The sequence below is a fragment of the Gimesia fumaroli genome (genome assembly GCF_007754425.1).
Taxonomy (GTDB): domain Bacteria; phylum Planctomycetota; class Planctomycetia; order Planctomycetales; family Planctomycetaceae; genus Gimesia; species Gimesia fumaroli.
The window spans coordinates 1,525,988-1,547,345 of record NZ_CP037452.1 but is presented as its reverse complement, the minus strand read 5'-3'; the positions used below and the strand labels follow the sequence as shown (position 1 = coordinate 1,547,345).

Here is a 21,358-nt window from a genome sequence, read left to right as displayed (position 1 = left end):
CCTGACTATGGAAATGTAGGTAAGAGAATCAGATATTCTAAACCCATACTCATCAACATTCAATTATGCCCGTCATTCGTTCCACTAGATTTCACAAATGACCTATCCAGAAACAAGTGAACACAACATCAGACTAACACCACTGCGTGGGAGATACCAGCAATAACTCCAACTATTTTTCTGTCGATGAAAAGATCAGCCCTGCCACACACACCAAATCAATCCCTGTAAATTTTATTTGACGATCAAGCCAACTGATTGATAAACTAATTGAAAATCGGAACAGTACCAACCCTCCTCTAAAACAAAGATTGGTGTTCTCATGCAATTCAATCCGCTCGCTCTCTCGCAAAGTCTCACTCCCGACTCTCTGCCAGTCACACGACGGCATTTCGTTAAAACGGTGGGAGCCGCGATCGCAGGAACTCCAATCTTAAATACAGCGGGATTACTGGCAGGACAGCCCTCAGAAAAAACACCGCAGCCAACAGCTCCGGAACCACTCACTCGAAAACTGTATGAAAGCCTGACCCCTAAACAAAAATCAAAAGTCTGTTTTGGGTGGGACCATAAGGACAAACATGGACTGCTGCGTCAGCATGTTCGGGCGAACTGGAATATTACCGAACCGATTGTTAACAGTGACTTCTTCACCAAGGACCAAAAAGATATCATTGAGGCCATCTTCTTTGGTCACTTTGATCCCAGCTGGCATAAAAAAATTCGCAAGCAACTTCTGGATGACCAGGGCGGTTATGGAGAAGACCAATCGATAGCCATTTTTGGAACGCCGGGAACCGATCAATTTCAATTCGTCATGACGGGACGTCACACAACGGTTCGTAGCGATGGAGACAGTGCAGAACACCTGGCCTTTGGTGGCCCCATTTTTTACGGACATGCTGCGGACGAATTTAATGAAAAAGCCAACCATCCTGGAAATGTATTCTGGGAGCAGGCGTTAAAAGCAAACCATGTCTACAAAATTCTGGATGGGAAACAGCGCAAAGCTGCTCTGATTCCTCAGGCCCCTTCTGAAACCAAGGTCCATTTCAAAAAAACGGCCAACCAGATCACAGGTTTGCAGGTTGCTGACATGACCCGCGACCAAAAACAGGAGATGCAGAAAGTTCTCAGCTCACTTATCGAGCCGTTCCGGACATCCGATCAAAAAGAAGTTCGAAAATGCATCAAAGCCCAGGGCGGCTTGGATCAATGTAAGATATCCTTCTACCAGTCTGGTGATATCGGCAAGGATCAGGTCTGGGATAACTGGCGTCTCGAAGGGCCCGCCTTTGTCTGGCACTATCGCGGAGCACCTCATGTGCACGTCTGGGTGAATATTTCAGATGACCCCCACACACAAATTGTCACTAGTTGATTTTTGTTTTGTGCAATGATCCCTTGTTAAAAGTGGCTCAAAAAGACGAGCCACTTTTTTATGGATTCAAGTGAGTTACCTTTGAGTGACAATGAACTTCATACCTGCAAGATTTCTTGACCTGCATCAGACCCCGCGCGTTAATAAACCACAAAAGAAAAACGCTTTCGATTCAACATTGCAAGTAAAGCCTTCCTGAGCTTTTTGAACGTGAACATGCAATTTCAATATCGAACGAAAGTTCTTCCTTGCTTTGTTTTCGAATCGAGCTTCTCCATACAGAACGCAACATGAAAGTTTTTTTGAACTCTTTAAAACGTTGACTGATGTCGGTTGACTTTCTGAGTAGATAAGCAATATTGGTCTTTAGCAAAAGTTGTTTTCTGTTTTTGCTATGGAAAATTTTTTGTGATTACTTATGATACTTCGATAGACACATCCACAGATTTGAAATCGCAAGTTAAATCTGTAAAGTCAAATACATCCTGAGTAAATCACCCTGAATTTTATTTATTGTTATTGACAATTAGACCACTGAATCTAATTGAAAATATATACCTGATCTTCTCTCCAGACAGCAGGTGACCGAGTGACTAAAGAGCTTCTCTCACAGCGTAAAGTCAATTCGTTCTCTACTCCATCTTCCACTGTTGAATCAAAAAATAACGAGCATTCGTTTTCTCTGTCTGATCGAATTTCCGTAAATCAGATCACAACCTATCACTGGTCTTTCAAAGAGAGTCTGCTCGGTCTGCTGGCTGGCGGCATCCCGGCGATTGGTCTCTGGAACCGAAAAATCCTGGACCTAGAAACAGACCAGGCAGCAGAATTAGTGATTGATTCGGGGATCAAAGTTTCAACCATTACTCTCGCTGGTGGGTTTACAGGCTGCAATGAATACTCGTTTGATGACTCGATCGCTGACGCCATTGAATTGATCCAATTTGGCGGGCAAGTCAATGCAACTGCCATCCAGATTGTCAGTGGTCCCCGTGCAGGACACACTTTAAATCATGCACGGGATCTGACCATCGAAGCCCTCAAAAAACTAGGAGATACCGCAGCAGCAAATGGCACCAGACTGGCATTAAAATCTATGCCAGTCCCATTTGCCCGAAACTGGACTTTTCTCAACTCTCTGCATTCTTCCTTAGAGATCATCGACGCATGCGGACACCCGGCCGTTGGAATTTCAATCGACCCCGCTCAGCTTCAGCAGGAAGGAAAAATTCAGGAACTACTTCCTGAGATAATCTCACTAGTGACTGCTGTTCAAATTTCTAACTTTGACTCAAACACCACTTCACGAGATTCCTTCGCCAGCTATGACATGATTGAAGCCATCAATGATGCCGGCTATCAGGGTTTCTTTGATTTGGAAATCTGGTCTGAACAAATTTGGCAGTCCGACTATTCAAGTTTGCTCTCCCAACTTCAACTCGCCAGCCAGGCAGAAGCCCCCTCTCAATTCGGTTAGGCTCTGCATATTTCCCGCGGCCTTTTCTAAGATCTATCGCGAAAAAAGTCGCTCAAGATTGATTCTCTTTGTACTTTTGGGGTACCATATCAATCAACTTTAATACGAGTACGATTTTATCCTGCTCGTCTACCATCCACTTACTTCACCCCCTTGGTCTTGGCTGATTTCAGTTTCCAGTGAAACGAAATGATGAGCGTGTTCTGACTTCAGTAAATCGCTGTCCTTGGCGCGGCTTTTCACTGACATTGATTTTCTCCGATTTCTCACCATGTAATGGTAACCTCCCATGGCTCATGAACCTTTCAGCCTGAACGATTTATCAAAGCAACTGGGTAGAGATCGCCGCGAGCTTGAAAAGCTGGCGAATCGCGGACGGATTCCAGGCCGCAAAGTCAAAGGCGAATGGCAATTTCATCCAACAGAAATTACTCACTGGCTGGAAGAGGAAATGCGTAGTTACACTACCTCAGAACTGGAACTGGTCGAACAGACTAATGCCCCCACAGAGCTCGACTCAAATCACCTGATCAGTAGCTTAATGCCCGAAGAGTTAATTGAGGTTCCCCTGAATGCACGCACGAAACGGTCTGTTCTGGAAAGCCTGATCGAAGTTGCCGGAAGAACCTGGCAAATCTGGGAACCCGCAACTGTTCTGACTGCACTCCAACAACGCGAAGAAGCCTATCCGACCGCGTTTGAGAACGGCGTCGCCATTCCCCATCCCCGAAATCCCATTCCCGACGCGGTCGGCGAACCACTGATCGCTTATGGACGCACCCTGACTGGAATTCCCTTTGGTGCCCAAAACGGCAGACTCACTGACATTTTTTTTCTAGTGATCTGCTCCGACGCATCAACTCACCTTTCCGTCCTGGCCAGGCTGGGACGAATGCTGCAGCTGCCTGATTTTGTGGAACAATTACGTGAAGCGACAACTCCTCACGAGACCCACGAAATCATCATTGAAGCAGAAAATAAAATCGCCGAAAGCCAGACTTGATCGCACATGGATCCAAAATGTTCGGCTCTTGAATTTCCTGCTGTCCTGTCTCGCATTTCAAATCAGATCGAAAACTCGACATTCTCGCAATAGTAATTAAACCTAAGTTCAGCTTCCCCGGGTACTACCAGTTTCTGCTTTCCCGGTAACCCAAGTCTACAGATTATACTGATTCTGAAGATATTCGAGTTTCCATTGTTGACGAATGCTGGTTCAGCACAAAGAATGGCTTTCATAGCTCAGTTTCGAACCCAAACGGGCGCTCATCAATTCATACTTTATTCGACGGTTTTTGTTTTATGAAAAATGAGTGACCAGGATTTCATACAAATATTTGAAAACGCACGAGTGAAACCTGAGTGCGGTAGAGAACAGGCCCGATGAATACAGAACTTCCCGAACCACTTGACGTAATCGCCGTTGGTGCTCACCCTGATGATGTTGAGATTGCCTGTGGAGGGACCTTGGCAAAACTCGTTCATCAAGGGTATCGCGTGGGAATCATCGACTTGACCGATGGGGAACCAACGCCATTGAGCCCAGGGCCTGAATTTCGATTGGAAGAAGCCCGGAATGCAGCAGACATTCTGGGAATTCATGTTCGCAAAACATTGGAACTGACCAATCGTCGTCTGTTCGATAGCTTTGAAAATCGAGTTGCATTAGCCTCTCTCTTTCGCAAATATCGTCCTCAGGTTGTTCTGGGACTTGCCGGAAAAACTCCGATGGCTTCCCCCGACCACTGGCAAGCCATGCAGATTACTGATGCCGCCGTTTTTTACTCACGTCTGACAAAATGGAACGAACATTTCGACCATACCGAGCCGCACACGATCAAAAAACAGGTCTGGTTTCCCCTCGGCTTTGGATCATTGAATTACCCGGAGGGCAGCGGTCAGTTTGTGGTAGACATTTCAGATACACTAGAGCAAAAATTGGAATCGATTCGCGCTTATGAATCGCAGTTTCCTCCTGAAAAAGACAGGGTCTTCCGGCTTGTTGAAAGTCAGAACAAACTTCTGGGAACCAGTGCCGGCTTTGAAGCAGGCGAACTTTTCATCTGTTCTACCACGCTGGGAGTACGTGATCTGGTCCAGACGGTATGCCCCTGAAATTTATCTAAGACAAGAAAAAACAAGCAGATACAGCATTATTAAAATTTCCATCTCCTATAAAAGATGCTATGATGCTATGGAGAAAATGTTCGTTGAACTGGTATTGGGAGTTTGAGACATCGACCTCAGTTTAAAATATTATCGGCGCAAAACAGGCTAATTAATGGTTGCAATTCGTTACGGCAAAGTCAGCATTACCGGAAATTTCCGTGAAAATAATGAGGACAATTATTACGTTGATCCCGCAAACAAATACTTTCTGGTTGCAGATGGTATGGGAGGTCAGTGCGCGGGTGAAAAAGCCAGCCAGCTCGCGATTGAATTGATTCCCCAAAAACTGGATGAGTTAATTCGCTTTGAAGATTCCCAAACGGACAACGTGGTCCCTGCCATTGACGAGGCTGTCTCGCATGCGAATGTCGAAATCATGGCGCTGGGCGAGCTTGATCCTAACTGCCGCAGCATGGGAACAACAATCGTTTTTGCGATTCAGGTCGGCGGCAAATTTTTTATTGGAGGTGTCGGCGACAGTCGCGTGTATCTGTTAAGAAACAACAGCCTGCACCAGTTGACTACCGATCACTCTCTTACCCAGGCGCTGGTTGACGCCGGCACCATCACTGAGGAAGAGGCACTGACACATCGTTATAAAAATGTGCTCTATCGCTACCTGGGTACCAAAGATGGTAGCGCAGGAACGCAAGCACGACAGCTGGAACCTTCTCCCAAAGATCGGATCATACTCTGCTCCGATGGAGTCACCGATGGTATTTCTGATGAAAAACTAAAGGAACTTCTGGGACAATCTGATGATCCACAACAGACAGCCGAAGAAATTGTGAAAGCGGCTCAAGAAGGTGGCTCCAAGGACAATATCACCTGCATCGTTTTATTTATTGATTGACACATGATATTGGATCCTTTCGAACCACAAAAATTTACCATGCGTCGCAAGCTGTTATTTTCCAGTTTTCAATCTGGCTGATCAATGCGATTCCAAACTCTTTTACCCTTCCTGATTGCAACCACCATCACCATTGGCCTGTTCTGGTTCACACAGCTGCCTTTGGGTATTGCCGGAGAATGGACATGGGAACGTATTCCGTTTGTAGGACCTGAAATAATTCCCGGATGGATTGTTGCCGCGATTGTAGTCATCGTTTACCTGTTAGCAGTTCTGCTGGGCCTCTCACGCATCAAATACGCAAACCGCATTGAACTTTCTATCTGGCTGTCGGGGCTGGCAGTATCCGGAACTATCTTCTCTCTTCTGATACAGGACAGCCCCCCGGGAGAATACCGACTGACAAAAGCACCTTTCGTTTTATTTTATAAAGGCTCCTCAGGCTATTTTACCGAAGCACAAAAAGGTATCCCCGATCTGAAAGAGTACCTGGCAAATTATGAAAAGAAAATGAAACAAGGGGATGTGCTGCATGAAGGCACCCACCCACCCGGCTTACCACTATTCTACCGAACGTTGATCCAACTTTGTGAATCTGCGCCCGAGTTACAGTCAATCCTGCTGCAGACCCAGCCAGCTTCGTTTCAGGAAGCAACGGAAATTATCGCAAATTTCACTGCCTCAACGGAACACCCATTAACCGAACGCGACAGCGCTGTTCTCTGGCTCGCCACCTTAATTACGCTGGTGATGTCAACGCTGACAGTGATTCCCCTGTTTTTGCTATCGCGCGAATTCAGTTCACGCGAAGTCAGCTGGCAGGTCGCTGCATTCTGGCCGCTGGTTCCTGCTACGTTGATCTTTCAACCGAAATCAGATGCCCTATATTCGGTAATCGGAATTCTGTTTCTCTACCTTTGGGTCGTTGCCTGGCGCCGCAATTCATATCTCTGTTATCTGCTGTCCGGCTTTTTGCTCTGGAGCGGGTTCTGCCTGACTCTGGCTTTTCTTCCCATCGCTCTCTGCACTGCTTTATTTTCGGTTTTAGAAACCTGGCAGCTGCGCCATGACAGCAGCCTGCCCACCCCCGCCTGGAAACGCTTTTTGACAGCGTCTGTCTGCGGACTGCTGGGACTGTTAACTCCCACAATACTGCTGGGAATTTTTTACGAGATTAACCTGCTTCAGGTTTGGCGATATAACCTGCAGAACCATGCCGGTTTTTATCTGCAGTATCCCCGCAGCTATTGGAAATGGCTGCTGGTGAATCCGCTCGAAATCAGTCTGGCCGTGGGACTGCCTCTTGCCTGGCTGGCAGGAAAATCATTGTGCAGCCAAAAATGGTCGGGCACCAATCGAGAAGACCAGCCATTTCACCCTGGGTTTTCAAACCTGTCTCTCTCTTGTGTGATTGTCCTTTGCCTATTATGGCTGTCCGGCAAGAACATGGGTGAAGCGGCACGACTCTGGCTGATTTTTCTCCCCTGGTTTCTGATCATGACAATCCCATACTGGAAAACGATTCAAGTCGAAGCTACATTGAACGAATCACACCCACCTTCGTTTCTAAAACAGCAATCAACCTGGATTGTGGCACTGGTCGCTCAGGCGATTGTCTGCATTGCGACGGTGAGCCGCATTACCGGTTTTCATTTTCCCTCCATTTAGCCATACATAAACTGGCAAACGCACAATCCTCAAGTTCTCAACCAGTTCGTTATATCGCCGGATATTCGATACAATCCCCATATTCATAATTCCCGACATCAGGGTATGCAGAGTTGTTCGCATGCGTCGATAGAGCACTAAAGCGCGCACCATAAATCTGTTACAGCCTGAAACAATCGATGGTTCGCTTCCGAAGCCCCTAAAACGCGATAAAGGACCAGGATTCTAACAAGAGCGCAGTATACTTGATGTAGTCACAACACCATGACTCGAAACTCAAGAGAATTCGCAGACAGGTTTTTGGATTTTTTCAATGAACATCCTTAACAGCATCTCATTCCGAATCAGACTCTCTGCGGTCGGCCGCTACCTGAGTTGCCTGATGCTGGTCTTTCATGTTGGCTGCGCTGAAAACTCGCTCGACTACACTGAACTCAAACAGATTAATGAAAAGGTGACTGAAAGCGAACTGAAGAAATATCTCAAAGTAATCAAGCTTTTACCAAAAGACAAAATCCCAACGTTTCCTTCGGTTTATGCCCCAGCTCCTGCCTGGAGCCATATTCGATCGCTGCCGATTGAGGATCTGGTCAATAGCGAGCAGAATAATCTGTCTCAGCTATGGGACATCCAACGGATCAGTGATCACTTTGGAACTCGAAACCGGACCTTGAAAAAAGCACTTCACCGCAGAGATATGTCCAAAGATCAGTTCATTAGCTTTACCCTGGCACTGGGGCTTGCTGCGAGCCGAACACAGCTTCGCCCGGATCAAAATCTGGAAGAAATCATTCAGAAAGGCGAGAAAATTATTCATCAGTTGCAGCTGGACAAACGGCCTTTTTCTTCACTTTCTCTCGAAGAGAAGCATCGTACCTTGCACGAAGCGATGTGGATCGCCCGAGTCAACCGTGTCAAACAACTGATCCAGGTTCCCCCGGAAAATATCAATCTGGTAAAAAGCCATTGGGACGAACTGAAAGAAGTCCTGCCACCGGAATTCCTGAAAAACCCTTTGGGTGATCTTTCAGATACACTCGAGGAACGTGGGATTCCTTTCACCATCAACGAAGCAGAAGATTCTGATGAACTCCTGGAGTGGACGTCAATGAATGCAATTATCGGTACGGACGAACCAGATCCCAAACCAGAGAAAATTCGCTGACCCTACTCTCACTGGGCTGAAGCGACATCTGGCCGAAGCTTTTGTGCCTCATTCAGATAGACGTGTACCACTTCCGACTGCTTTTGATCGGAATTTACATGGATCATCACCCGAATACAACGCGGCATTGCCCCTTTGACCGCAATTTCGGAAGCACAAATCAATGGAACTGACTTCATACCAAGATCGCGTGCCGCCTCAGCAGGAAACGCCGAGACTAAATCGGGGGTCGTTGTAAAGAAAACGGAAACGATATCTTCGTAATTCTCAATCTGGTTTGCTTTAAGAAGTTGCTCAAGCAACTCTCGCGTCGCAGCTAAAACTTCTGCTGAAACATCCTGAGTCACCGTTGTTGCACCACGAATTCCACGTACCGACATTGCAAATACCATGCACCTAAAAGATTGTTATCAGACCAAACATCCAATCAAATCAAGACATTTCGATCTGCATCACCAGAAAAGACTATCATCAGCCAAAATCACATCGTAACTAATTCTTCGGCTGTTTGCCACCAGTTGCATTCCCGAATTCTGCCCTGTTCGAAACAGGTCAGCAAAGTTTAACTATAATGGTCATTACTACTTAACAATAAAAAGCAAACAGAACCGATCCATTACCTATTTTAAAAAATGGTCTTGCGTTACTTTTGCCTTATCAGGTAAAAAACAGTCTTATCAGCAAATCAGAGGGGAACAGTATCGCAAAAACCACCAGGAAGGTGAGTTCCTCTTCTTTAAGCTGCCTGTCTGACAATCAAACTTGAAAACGTGCATCTATCGGAAAGGACTCCTTGATGTCGACGACTGTTGAGTGGATCGCGCAAGAGCTGAATTGCCCTGCCAAAGGCAATCAAAGGCTGGAAATCCATGGCGCTGAATCTGTTCTGAAAGCGGGCCCTCATGACATTACTTTCGTCGGCGATGAGCTCAATCTGAAACGACTTAAATCGAGCAATGCCGGTGCTGTGATTGTTGAGAAACGACTGGAAGAGTCATATCAAAAGGCATTTGAGTCAGCTCCTTTTACTTCTCTGACTGTGGAAGATGCCCAGGCGGCGTTTATTAAAATTTTCCAGAAACTGCGTCCCCAGCGATCACTGCCCGATGTGGGAATTTCTCCCCAGGCAGACATCAGTGATCAAGTCACCATCGGTGAGAACTGTCACATCTACCCCCGGGTCACAATTCGTCCCGGAGTCCAAATTGGAAACAACTGCCGGATTTATCCCGGTGCCTATATCGGTGATGACTGTGTACTGGGAGATGATGTCACCATTCACGCCAATGTGGTTTTATACCCTGATGTCAAAATAGCCAATCGCGCGCTGATTCATGCTTCTGCCGTTCTAGGCTGCGATGGTTTTGGCTATCGTTTTGAGCAGGGACGTTATAGCAAAATCCCTCATCTGGGAAGTGTGCGAATTGAAGACGACGTTGAGATCGGCGCAGGCACAACCATTGATCGCGGCATGATCGGCGCCACTGTGATCGGTGAAGGAACAAAGATTGATAATCAGGTCATGATTGCGCACAACTGTGAAATTGGAAAACACAATGCATTCGCGTCACAAGTCGGGTTCGCCGGTTCGATCACCACTGGTGACTATGTCCGCTGTGCAGGTCAGGTCGGAATCGCAGACCACGTGCATGTCGGAGATCAGGCAACACTGGGTGCACGAGCGGGAGTGCATCGTGATATCCCCCCGGGAGAAGTTCATATCGGCACCCCTGCCGCTCCTGAAAAAGAACAACGAAAAATCGTGATGTCGATTCGAAAAGTTCCAGAAATGCGGAAACAGATTCGTGAAATGGAAAATCACATCAAGGAACTGACCCAACGGTTTGAAGAACTGCAAACACAACAGACGAACGACAAATCAGCGCTGACCTGAGTCTGTTCGTCCCTATCTCTGAAAGCGAAACGCTGTAGTAATCAATGAAAGCATTGCAAACGACCAACACGAATTCCAAACGACAAATCGGGCTGTTAGCCGGAGCGGGTCGCTTTCCGATTGTGTTTGCGGAACAAGCCCGACAACAAGGATATTCTGTCTGCTGCCTGGGTATCTTTGGAATGGCCAGTGACGAACTGTTAGACGTCTGCGATACATTCCACTGGATTCCGTTAGCTCGTATCGGCAGGGCGATCAAACTGTTTCAGCGCGAACATGTCAATCGGATCGTGATGGCTGGCAAGATTGAGAAGACCGTCCTATTCAGCCCCTTTCGAATTTTTAAATTATTACCGGATCTTCGCACGTTGCACATGTGGTATCGCTACGCGAAAAAAGATCGCAAAGACGACACCCTGTTGCTGGCTGTGATCAAAGAGTTTGAACGTGACAATCTCTTCTTTGAATCTGCCTTGGACTATTGCCCGGAGTTACTTGTGAAACATGGATTCCTGACCAAGAGACGCCCCACTCGTTCCCAATGGGAAGACATCAAAATGGGCTGGGATATCGCCAAACAAATGGGACAACTCGATATCGGACAGAGTATTGTCATTAATGATAAGGCCGTCATCGCAGTCGAAGCCATCGAAGGCACAGACCGGGCGATTCAGCGTGCCGGTCAACTCTGCAAACGCGGCGGTTTCACCGTCGTGAAAGTAGCCAAACCACAACAGGACCGCCGCTTCGACGTTCCCACCGTGGGTATCAAAACCCTGCAGACCATGCATGAAGCAGGAGGCCGCGTTTTGGCCATTGAAAGTAATCAGACAATTATGATCGACCAGCAGGAAGTAGCCGACCTGGCCGACAAACTTGGAATCGCTATCGTGTCACTAAATGAAGAAGAGCTCACGTTACAGCTTGCCAGTTAAACAAAACGATCGAATCGTTTACTCAGACGCCAGTTTCATTTCGCTACCACTATCCGAATCGAGACGTTCTTCTTCCACGTCAAGCTCCAGGTTAAATGCGGTCAGCATTTCTGTTCTTTGATTCGCTTCTGCTACTTCCTCGTCTTCTTCTTTGGGGTCCCCCGATAATTCGACCTCAAATTTCATAGAAGCTAGAGAGAGCTCATCCCCTGGTAACAAGGCACCGCGAGTAATTTTCTGGCCATTCACGCGTGTCCCATTTGTACTGCAGAGATCGCGTACAAACAACAGACCATCGGTTTTGATAATGACGCAATGAATCTTGGAGATGCTGTTCTTATCGATCTGAATATCACACAAGTCTGATTTTCGACCGACAACAGAGACATCCCTGGTAATTAAAATGGGCTGGCCTCCATTCACCGGAATCAATCTCGCTATCATGAGTGCAGCCCGTAAAAAGACATGAAAACACGTAAGTAATTATTCATAAGATATTTATTGTGTTTTTGTGAGATGTGCAAAGTCAACGGGAATTTTGAGCCCTTACAGGTCATGTTATCACAGCTGCAGCTAATTTCCATGCCAAATCATTCAGATCAAAGCAAACTCGCTTTCTAGCCCCGGTTTCGGGCAGGTTAACGGCTGAATTTGCCGAATTGACAGGCCCTTCAACTCGATTCCCTCCAGTCGCTTGACGGTGAGACGGAGCAATGGTAGTGTCCCTAGTAAATATGCTGCAAACCGATGGCTTAACGTACAGGATTTCAGCCGTAGTCTGTGAAATAGATCGGCTTGAATAAATCCTGCTGGAACCGAAGTCAAATCGGGTCAACGGGATATCAACCGCCAAAAACAAGCTGTCTTCCTGAAGACAAACTGCCGTTGGTAAATTCTTTACTAACAGCCGCGAGTTCCGAAAATAAGCATGAGAGTGGGTTGAACTTCAACCCCGCATCTTACCAGGGAAGCATTATGCTTCTCAAAACAATAGATATGTACTGGTTAGCAACCGGATTCTTTGCGTGAAGGAACCGAAGGTCTAATCGATTAACATTAAGAGGATTTAAGTATGTCAGGTCAAAAGTATGTGTACTTCTTCGGTGCTGGAAAAGCAGATGGCGACGCCACAATGCGTAATACCCTCGGGGGTAAAGGAGCGAACCTGGCAGAAATGATCAATATCGGCCTGCCTGTACCTGCCGGTTTCACCTTGAACACAGAAGTTTGTATTCACTACAGCAAGACGAAGGGAGAATACCCGGAAGGTGTAGAGGCTCAGGTCGAAGAAGCTCTGGCAAAAGTCGAAGAAGCCATGGGCGCCAAGTTCGGGTGTGACACCAACCCGCTACTCGTCTCTTGCCGTTCAGGGGCACGTGAATCGATGCCCGGTATGATGGATACCGTTTTGAACATCGGTCTGAATGACACGACAGTCCAGGCATTGGCCAAACAGTCCGGCAATGAAGCATTTGCTTGGGACAGTTACCGTCGTTTCGTGCAGATGTACGGCGAAGTTGTTATGGGTATGAAAGGTGGTGACGAAGATCTCTTTGAACACGCCCTGGAAGCCAAGCGGGAAGCAGCTGGAGTTCAATACGACTCAGAACTGAATGCCGAACAGTTAAAAGAACTGGTTGCTGAATTCAAAAAACTGATCAAAGAGGGAACCGGAAACGACTTCCCCACCGATCCCAAACAGCAGATCTGGGGTGCCATTGGCGCTGTCTTCAGCAGCTGGGATAATGACCGTGCTGTTGTTTATCGCCGAGATTATGGAATTCCTCACAACTGGGGTACAGCCTGTAACGTACAGGCAATGGTTTACGGAAACCTGGGAGACGACTGTGCCACCGGCGTTGGTCTGACCCGCAACTGCTCGACTGGAGAACCCGGATTCTGTGGTGACTACCTGATCAACGCTCAGGGTGAAGACGTGGTTGCCGGGATTCGTACTCCCAAGCAGATCGAATCGACTTTGAGCACCGACATGCCTGATGGCTACAAGCAGCTCGATGACATCGGTCGTAAGCTGGAACAGCATTACAAAGACGTACAGGATATCGAATTCACCATCCAGCGTGGCAAAGTCTGGATGCTGCAGACACGAAATGCAAAACGAACCGGCTTCGCAGCTGTTCGTATTGCCGTCGATATGGTCAACGAAGGTCTGGTCAGCAAGGAACAGGCCATTACCAAACGCCGTATTCCTGCAGACGACTTGAACCAGTTGCTGCAGCCAATTTTCGATCCCGCTGAAAAAGAAAAAGCCGCCAAAGAAGGCAATCTACTCACCAAGGGGATCAACGCTGGTCCAGGTGCTGCCTGCGGACACATCTGCTTCAGTGCGGAAGAAGCAGAAGCCATTTACAACCGTGACAACTCGGCAGAACTGGTTCTCGTTCGTCGTGAAACCAGCCCTGAAGACTTGCGAGGGATGCGTGTTTCCAAGGGTATTCTGACCGCTCTGGGTGGTGCCAGCTCACACGCTGCACTCGTTAGCCGCCAGATGGGTAAAGCCTGTATCGTCGGTGCATCAGAACTGAAAATTGACTCGGTCGCTGGAACGATTACAGCCGGTGACAAAGTTCTCAAAAACGGGGACTGGATCAGTATCGATGGTTTCACTGGAGAAGTCTTCGCCGGTAAAGTGGAAACGAAACCAAGTGAAATTGTGGAAGTGCTGATTTCAAAAACCATGAAACCAGAAGATTCAGAAACCTATCAGCGCTATGAGCAGCTGATGAGCTGGGTTGATGATATCCGCAAATTGAAAGTTCGTACAAATGCCGACCAGCCAGACCAGGCTGCCGAGGCGATTTCATTCGGTGCAGAAGGAATCGGACTTTGTCGAACCGAGCACATGTTCTTCCATCATCTGGCAGAAATTCGCGAAATGATTGCCGCCGGTGATGTCGAATCACGAACAAAAGCCGTTAACAAACTGCTGCCGTTCCAACGGGAAGACTTCTCAGGAATCTTCCGCGCCATGAATGGCCTGCCAGTAACGATTCGTCTGTTAGACCCACCATTGCACGAGTTCCTTTCAGATCGTCATCTGGAAGAAAACCCGACACTGGGTGAGGAACTGGCCAATGAACTGGGCGTATCCGTTGATTTTATTCGTCGTCGTGTCGAAGAACTGCACGAGTTGAACCCAATGCTTGGTCACCGTGGCTGTCGTCTGGGGATTGTCTATCCCGAAATCACCGCGATGCAGGCACGTGCCATCATGGAAGCCGCCTGTGACGTTCAAAATGAAGGCATCGATGTCTTTCCTGAAATCATGGTTCCTCTGGCCGGATTCAAAACAGAATTTGACAACCAGGCAAAGATCATTCGTGACGAAGCAGAAAAAGTGCTCGAAGAGAAAGGCGTGAAAGTCAATTACCTGGTCGGCACCATGGTGGAACTTCCCCGTGCTGCGATCTGTGCTGATCAGATTGCCGAAACTGCTGAGTTCTTCAGCTTCGGTACCAATGACTTAACTCAGACGACACTCGGAATGAGTCGCGACGACTACGGTACATTCATTGGGCATTACCGCGAAAACGACATCATTCCTTCCGATCCTTTCCAGACCATCGATCAGGATGGGGTAGGACGTCTCATGCAGACAGGTGTCGAACGTGGACGTGGTACCCGTTCCGAACTCAAAATCGGTATTTGCGGTGAACATGGCGGTGATCCTGCCAGCGTGATCTTCTGCCACGAACTAGGACTGGATTACGTGAGTTGCTCTCCCTTCCGCGTGCCAATTGCACGATTGTCTGCTGCTCAAGCGGTTCTCGAAGAGAATGCATAAGGCTTTTTATAGTAGAGACTTAAAACAGGGAGAGACTTACCAGGGTCTCTCCCTGTTTCTTTTTACTTTCAATATCAAACTGTTTTGTTTAAAATGAATACGTAATTAATCAATGAGTTTTCGGAATTTAACCAAAAACCCTCTTCCCCCCAAGACGATACAACGATAAGATTCTACGCTCACACCTGACGCTCAGATTGTCTACTTGCGAAATGTCAGTGATCCCTTGTTTATTAACCTGCCGGGTCAGCCATCACAACAGTAGCGTGATGCGATTTTGCAGGGCCTACCTCCCTGTGAAAGCTTGAGTGTTTCTTCTCAAAAAGTTCCGAAAAGAATAGAGCGCTTTAACAAGGTCGGTACGTTGCCGTCCGTTTTGTATCCATAACATATTATCCTTAGTAAACGTGCATCAAAGCCATGAAAAATCTGGACAAGTATCGAAACATTGGAATTTCGGCTCATATCGACTCTGGTAAAACTACACTTACCGAGCGGGTTCTGTATTACTCAGGACGTATTCACAAAGTACGTGAAGTTCGGGGCGGCGATGGTGGCGCTACGATGGATAGTATGGATCTGGAACGCGAACGAGGTATTACGATCGCCTCGGCCGCAACTCAGGTCACCTGGAAAGACACGACCATCAACATTATTGATACGCCAGGCCACGTTGACTTCACAGTAGAAGTCGAACGTAGTTTACGCGTACTCGATGGTGCCGTTCTGGTGCTTTGCTCTGTCGGTGGTGTTCAGAGTCAGTCACTCACTGTAGACCGTCAAATGAAACGCTATGGCGTTCCCCGTATCGCATTCATCAACAAGATGGACCGAACCGGTGCTGATTCCGCCAGCGTCATCAAACAGATCGAAGAGAAACTGCATGTTGTGCCTCTGCCACTGCAGATTCCAATGGGTGAAGGTGCCCAATTCGAAGGTGTCGTCGATCTGGTCACTATGCAGGCTGTTACTTACGAAGGTGAGCAAGGCGAAGATGAAGTCTTTGGCGAAATCCCGGAACAGTTCAAAGCCACTGCTGAAGAAGCACGTGCCGCGATGCTGGAAACACTTTCCATGTTCAGCGACGACCTGATGGTGGCTTTACTGGAAGAAGCAGATGTTCCTGTCGAAGAGATCTACAAAGTCATTCGCGACGCCACACTGTCCCATGAAATCACCCCCGTGATGATGGGGACGGCTTTCAAAAATAAAGGGGTCCAGACTCTGCTCGACGCCGTTGTCCGGTTCCTGCCGAGTCCGCTTGACCGGGGAATCTCTGCCATCGATCTGGATGCACAACAACAGGCAATCAAAGAGGGTGCAGAAAATACCGATAGTGAATCATTCCGCACGGAACTGTCTCACTCTTCAGACAAACCACTGGTCGCAATGGCATTTAAAATCGTCGATGAAACATTCGGCCAATTGACTTATATGCGTATCTATCAGGGTAAGATCGAAAAAGGCCAAAGCTACGTCAATACTCGAACCGGGAACTCCACCCGCTTCGGTCGATTGGTACGTATGCACGCTGACAGCCGCGAAGACGTCGATTGCGGTGAAGCCGGTGACATCATTGCTGCCGTTGGAATGGAATGTGCCTCTGGTGATACCTTCTGTAGCGATGGTGTGAACTATGCACTGGAAAGCATCTTTGTTCCCGAACCTGTGATTCGTCTTTCGATCGAACCACTCGACCGGGATGGTGCCGACCGTCTAGCCAAAGCCATCCAACGCTTCAACCGTGAAGACCCCACCTTCCATGTGATGACAGATGAAGAAACCAATCAGACCATCATCGCAGGAATGGGTCAGCTACACCTCGATGTTTACATCGAGCGTATCAAGCGTGAATACAAAGTGGAATGTATTGTGGGTGAACCGCGTGTTGCTTATCGTGAAACACCGACCATCCCCGTGGAATACAATCACAAGCATAAAAAGCAGACTGGTGGTTCCGGTCAATACGCTCACGTGGTTGGTAATATTGAACCAATGCCTGTTGAGAACGATAGCGAAACGTATGAATTCGTGAATAACATCAGCCAGGGACGCATTCCTCGCGAATACATTCCAGCTGTTGACAAAGGTTTCCAACGAGCTCTGGTTAAAGGACCTCTCTGTGAGTGCGAAGTTGTCGGCGTTAAAGCAACCCTCTCCGATGGTAGCTACCATGATGTTGACTCTTCGGAAATGGCCTTCAATGTTGCTGGATTCAACTGTATGCGAGATGCACTGAAGAAAGCCAACATGGCCTTACTGGAACCCATCATGAAACTGGAAGTCGAAGTGCCTGAAGAATATCAGGGGCCTGTTTCCGGTCATATTGCACAAAAACGTGGTGTGATCAATACCTCAGAAACCCGAATGGGAACCAGTATCTTTATCGCAGAAGTTCCGCTGGCAAGCATGTTTGACTATGCCAACGAACTGCGTTCGATGACACAGGGTAAAGGTGGGTTCAGCATGGAATTCTCCCGCTACGCCCAGGTGCCCCGCAATATTCAGGAAGAAGTGGTGGCCCGCCGCCTGAAAGAAAAAGAAGAACGAATGGCAACTGCCTAGTTCAACAAGAAAAGCAAAAAAGCCCCGTTTTACGAAACGGGGCTTTTTTGTTGCGCCAACTCAGCTTCGGTTTCCAGAATTGGCTCCATTAACTCACGAATCTCTGCTTCCTGTTCGGAAGTCAGGGTCCGCTGTGGTGGTCGCGGAGGACCAAAATTGGCCCCCGTTAAACTGATCGCATACTTTAACATGCTGATATTAAAACTGTCACCTGCTCTGGCCCGGTAGTCTTCAATCGGCAGAATCTGGTGTTGAATCCGCATCCCTTCTGCATGGGCGCCAGATGCAAAAGCAGCATGCATCGCCAGCGACAAATGCGGGCAGACGTTTCCTGCGCCACTGGTAAATCCACCAGACCCTGCCAGCATATAATAGGGGGCAAAGCGTTCTGCCGAACCACAGATCCACTCCAGGCCATGCTTGTCTGCACTTACCGTTGTCCGAAACTGATGCATCTGGTTCACTGAATATTTCACTCCGACCGACCGCCTGTCAGAGGCTAATTCCAATAATAATGCATCACTGGGAATCTCCGCTTTTTTGTAGAACAGAGTCGGGCAATCAGCGGCGTCCATCACACTTAGATAGTATTCTTCCGCCCCCCGATCACTCATATAAGGATGTGCGAACGGCATAAACATAATTCCCGTTGCCCCTGCTTCCATGCATTCAACGGCAGTCTGACGGGCGATGCCCACCTGATATCCGATGGGAGCAAAAATCAACGTATCCGGTCCTGTGACCTCGCGGGTTACCTTTACCAGTTTCACTATCTCGTCCGGTCTCAGGCTATGGAATTCACTCGTACCAGCTCCCGGCAGATAAACACGCATCCCGGCTTCATACAATTTGGCTGTATGCGCCGCCTGTGCATCCAGATTCAGTTGATCATTCTCATTGAATGCAGTCAGAGGCACAATATGAACGGTTTGCAGTTGTTGTCGCTCGATGGAAGGGCTCATAAATCAATTCCTGTTACCTGGGCAGATCAAGTTGCCGGAGACTTCATTTCTCCGAGACCATCCTGCAAAATTAAAACTCCCGACAGAAGCACAGCAGAATATTTAAGACTCTTTACATACTGTTGTACGCAGTTTCCTGCAGACCATCAATCAAATCGAGTCACATGAGTCAAAATAATCAAAAACTTGAATACTGGATCTACCTCGCCTGTCTGATGGAAGCAACCGCCAGAAAGCCGGGAAACGTACACCCAGAAGCATCATTTCCTGACTTAACCTATGTAGATTTTGTAAAATCAGCCGCAGTGATTGCCCCGATTCTGGCTCACACGACTCCAGACAAGATTGGCACCACCATCAGGGAATGCATCAGCGAAACCCAGCAAGTCATTCCCAGTAATTCGAATCTCGGCATGGTGCTTCTACTAGCGCCGCTGGTAGCGATCCCCTGCGAACAAACAATCGCCGCCGGAATTGACTCGATGCTGGATCAACTGACCGTTCAGGACGCCAGAGAAGTTTATGAAGCAATCCGGATTGCCAAACCGGGAGGCCTGGGGAAAACCGAATCGGAAGATGTCGCGACGGAACCAACGGGTACACTCCGCAACGTCATGTGCCTGGCTGCAGACCGTGACTCAGTCGCCAGTGAATACACCCATGCATTTCGCATCACACTGGAATCGTCTATACCAGCCCTGCAAGAGTTCTGGAACCAAGATGCCGACTGGGAAAAAGCAGTCATTCGCTTACAACTTCGGCTGATGTCAGAGTTTCCGGATACCCTGATCGCACGTAAATGTGGTCTGGAGGAAGCAGCGGAATCTGCTGCACGTGCGAGAGCCGTATTAGAGGCTGAGGACTACACAGCGAGCCTCTCACAATTCGATGCGTGGTTGCGCCAGAACGGCAATCAGCGCAATCCCGGTACCACTGCCGACTTGATTGTGGCAGCTTTGTTTGTTGCGCTGCGGGATGGTTTTATTCCAACGCCGGAGCTCGATACAATAACCAGACAGATTCCTTCGAAGTTGAAACCTGATTTGAAAAACGAATACCAACAATGAATCAAGCCCCCCAATATAAAGTACGCGTCACCAAAGATCATCTGGTCTTCAGCGCGGCACACTTTATTACATTCAATGGCACTATTTGCGAACGACTGCACGGACATAACTGGCGGGTCGCTGCTGAATTGTCAGGACCATTAGATGAAAACGGTTATGTGTTTGATTTTATCGCTTTAAGAGATCAATTACAAAAAACCGTGAACGCGCTGGATCACCGCGTCTTACTCCCCACACAACACCCCATGATTCAGGTCATCGAAGAGAACAACGAAGTCCAGGCAACATTTGAAGACCGACGCTGGGTTTTCCCCAGAGAAGATTGTATATTGCTGCCTGTCGCAAATACGACCGCTGAATTAATAGCGCATTGGATTGGCCAGCAACTGCTGACTGTGATAGGATCGCGTGAGTCCAGCCAGATCGATCTCGTACAGATTGAAGTGGAAGAAAACTTCGGGCAATGGGCCATCTGCCAGTTAAGAGTCTCCTAACCTTGAAACTTTTCAAATAACAATACAAACCGGCTTCACTGCCAAGGAATTCACTCATGCCAGCAAACTCTGCATGGATCATAGACATCACTGAAGAAAACTTTGAAACAGAAGTGATTAAGCAATCGGAACAGACACCGATTGTGATTGATTTCTGGGCTCCCTGGTGTGGTCCCTGTCAGCAGTTGGCTCCTCTGCTGGAAAAAATGGTCGAAGAATTTCAGGGAAAAATTCGTCTGGCCAAAATCAATATTGATGAACAACAAGGGTTAGCAGCTGCATTCCAAGTGCAGTCCATTCCTACAGTGGTTGCTTTCTTGAACGGCCAACCCGTTGATCACTTCCAGGGTATCTTGCCGGAAGAATCGCTGCGCGAGTGGATTACGCGACTCGTTCCTTCCCCCGTCGATATGCTGCTTCAGGAAGGACAAATTCTGGAAGAGTCAGATCCAACCTCGGCTGAAGCCAAGTACCGTGAAGCAGCAGATCTGGACCCTCAAAATGATATGATTAAATTACGGATGGCAGCCGTCCTGGCCAAGCTATCCCGATTTGACGAATGTTCCCAGATTATTCAGGAACTGGAAAAACGGGGATTTCTGGAACCAGAGGCAGAACAGCTCAAATCGCATCTGGAATTACAGGCAGCGGCCGAAGAAGCCGGAGGAGTCGAAACGGCACGAGCCGCTCTGGATGCCGATCCGGGGAACCCTGCTCTGAAAATCGCATTAGCCGATGCACTGGCTGTTTCAAACAAACACGAGGAAGCACTTGAGATTTGTTTGTCGATGATCGAACAGGACAAAGCGGGAGCCGGGGTCGAAGCCAAAGCGACGATGCTTCGTATCTTTGATCTGCTAGGTCCTCAATCCACTCTGACGAGTACATATCGCAGAAAGCTGGCAACCTTGCTGTATTAATCA

General features: G+C 47.9%; 17 protein-coding genes. 14 read left to right on the top strand and 3 right to left on the bottom strand.

Annotated elements, in window-relative coordinates:
- The first annotated feature begins 322 nt into the window (after positions 1-322).
- The 7 genes from Enr17x_RS05950 to Enr17x_RS05920 all read left to right on the top strand — a co-directional run bounded on the left by Enr17x_RS05950 (position 323) and on the right by Enr17x_RS05920 (position 8,713).
- Complete coding sequence (locus Enr17x_RS05950) at positions 323-1,381, top strand: DUF3500 domain-containing protein (protein WP_145306817.1); 1,059 nt, start codon at positions 323-325, stop codon at positions 1,379-1,381.
- A 589-nt stretch (positions 1,382-1,970) separates the two neighbouring features.
- Positions 1,971-2,858 carry a sugar phosphate isomerase/epimerase family protein gene (locus Enr17x_RS05945; RefSeq protein WP_145306815.1) on the top strand — a complete coding sequence of 296 codons (888 nt, stop codon included), beginning with the start codon at positions 1,971-1,973 and terminating at the stop codon, positions 2,856-2,858.
- 289 nt (positions 2,859-3,147) lie between these two features.
- The gene (locus Enr17x_RS05940; protein ID WP_145306813.1) at positions 3,148-3,861 is read left to right on the top strand and encodes a PTS sugar transporter subunit IIA; all 714 of its coding nucleotides are present in this window, start codon (positions 3,148-3,150) and stop codon (positions 3,859-3,861) included.
- A gap of 380 nt (positions 3,862-4,241) precedes the next feature.
- A complete protein-coding gene (locus Enr17x_RS05935) occupies positions 4,242-4,973 on the top strand; it encodes a PIG-L family deacetylase (protein ID WP_145306811.1) in 732 nt (243 codons plus the stop codon).
- A gap of 166 nt (positions 4,974-5,139) precedes the next feature.
- On the top strand, positions 5,140-5,880 hold the full coding sequence (locus Enr17x_RS05930; protein WP_145306809.1) for a PP2C family protein-serine/threonine phosphatase: 741 nt from the start codon (positions 5,140-5,142) through the stop codon (positions 5,878-5,880).
- An 84-nt stretch (positions 5,881-5,964) separates the two neighbouring features.
- A complete protein-coding gene (locus Enr17x_RS05925) occupies positions 5,965-7,548 on the top strand; it encodes a hypothetical protein (RefSeq protein ID WP_145306807.1) in 1,584 nt (527 codons plus the stop codon).
- A 313-nt stretch (positions 7,549-7,861) separates the two neighbouring features.
- Entirely contained in the window at positions 7,862-8,713 is an 852-nt protein-coding gene (locus Enr17x_RS05920) for a hypothetical protein (protein ID WP_145306805.1), read from the top strand.
- Positions 8,714-8,721: 8 nt separating this feature from the next.
- Here the strand turns inward: Enr17x_RS05920 and aroH are convergent, their stop codons facing one another.
- A complete protein-coding gene (gene aroH / locus Enr17x_RS05915; protein WP_145306803.1) occupies positions 8,722-9,093 on the bottom strand; it encodes a chorismate mutase in 372 nt (123 codons plus the stop codon).
- Positions 9,094-9,509: 416 nt separating this feature from the next.
- On the opposite strand from aroH, the gene lpxD reads away from it, so the two are divergent.
- Together lpxD and Enr17x_RS05905 are read left to right on the top strand one after the other, a co-directional pair.
- Positions 9,510-10,607 (top strand): UDP-3-O-(3-hydroxymyristoyl)glucosamine N-acyltransferase, encoded by a 1,098-nt coding sequence (lpxD, locus tag Enr17x_RS05910; RefSeq protein WP_145306801.1) that lies wholly within the window; start codon positions 9,510-9,512, stop codon positions 10,605-10,607.
- Positions 10,608-10,651: 44 nt separating this feature from the next.
- Positions 10,652-11,542, top strand: coding sequence for an LpxI family protein (locus tag Enr17x_RS05905; RefSeq protein ID WP_145306799.1), 891 nt, complete (start codon positions 10,652-10,654; stop codon positions 11,540-11,542).
- A gap of 18 nt (positions 11,543-11,560) precedes the next feature.
- Here Enr17x_RS05905 and Enr17x_RS05900 read toward each other — a convergent pair whose 3' ends face one another.
- Complete coding sequence (locus Enr17x_RS05900; protein WP_198000988.1) at positions 11,561-11,986, bottom strand: FHA domain-containing protein; 426 nt, start codon at positions 11,984-11,986, stop codon at positions 11,561-11,563.
- Between the two features lie 628 nt (positions 11,987-12,614).
- Between Enr17x_RS05900 and ppdK the strand changes: the two genes are divergently transcribed.
- Together ppdK and fusA are read left to right on the top strand one after the other, a co-directional pair.
- Complete coding sequence (gene ppdK / locus Enr17x_RS05895; RefSeq protein ID WP_145306797.1) at positions 12,615-15,347, top strand: pyruvate, phosphate dikinase; 2,733 nt, start codon at positions 12,615-12,617, stop codon at positions 15,345-15,347.
- Between the two features lie 420 nt (positions 15,348-15,767).
- The gene (fusA, locus tag Enr17x_RS05890; RefSeq protein WP_145306795.1) at positions 15,768-17,912 is read left to right on the top strand and encodes an elongation factor G; all 2,145 of its coding nucleotides are present in this window, start codon (positions 15,768-15,770) and stop codon (positions 17,910-17,912) included.
- A gap of 29 nt (positions 17,913-17,941) precedes the next feature.
- Here fusA and Enr17x_RS05885 read toward each other — a convergent pair whose 3' ends face one another.
- Complete coding sequence (locus tag Enr17x_RS05885; RefSeq protein WP_145306793.1) at positions 17,942-18,874, bottom strand: dihydrodipicolinate synthase family protein; 933 nt, start codon at positions 18,872-18,874, stop codon at positions 17,942-17,944.
- A gap of 164 nt (positions 18,875-19,038) precedes the next feature.
- Between Enr17x_RS05885 and Enr17x_RS05880 the strand changes: the two genes are divergently transcribed.
- From Enr17x_RS05880 to trxA, 3 genes are read left to right on the top strand one after another with little or no spacing between them, the layout of a single operon-like run.
- Positions 19,039-19,941, top strand: coding sequence for a triphosphoribosyl-dephospho-CoA synthase (locus tag Enr17x_RS05880; protein WP_145306791.1), 903 nt, complete (start codon positions 19,039-19,041; stop codon positions 19,939-19,941).
- The gene (locus Enr17x_RS05875; RefSeq protein ID WP_145306789.1) at positions 19,938-20,435 is read left to right on the top strand and encodes a 6-pyruvoyl trahydropterin synthase family protein; all 498 of its coding nucleotides are present in this window, start codon (positions 19,938-19,940) and stop codon (positions 20,433-20,435) included. Before Enr17x_RS05880 ends, Enr17x_RS05875 begins: the two co-directional genes overlap by 4 nt.
- A gap of 56 nt (positions 20,436-20,491) precedes the next feature.
- Positions 20,492-21,355 carry a thioredoxin gene (trxA, locus tag Enr17x_RS05870; protein ID WP_145306787.1) on the top strand — a complete coding sequence of 288 codons (864 nt, stop codon included), beginning with the start codon at positions 20,492-20,494 and terminating at the stop codon, positions 21,353-21,355.
- The last annotated feature ends 3 nt before the right edge of the window (positions 21,356-21,358 follow it).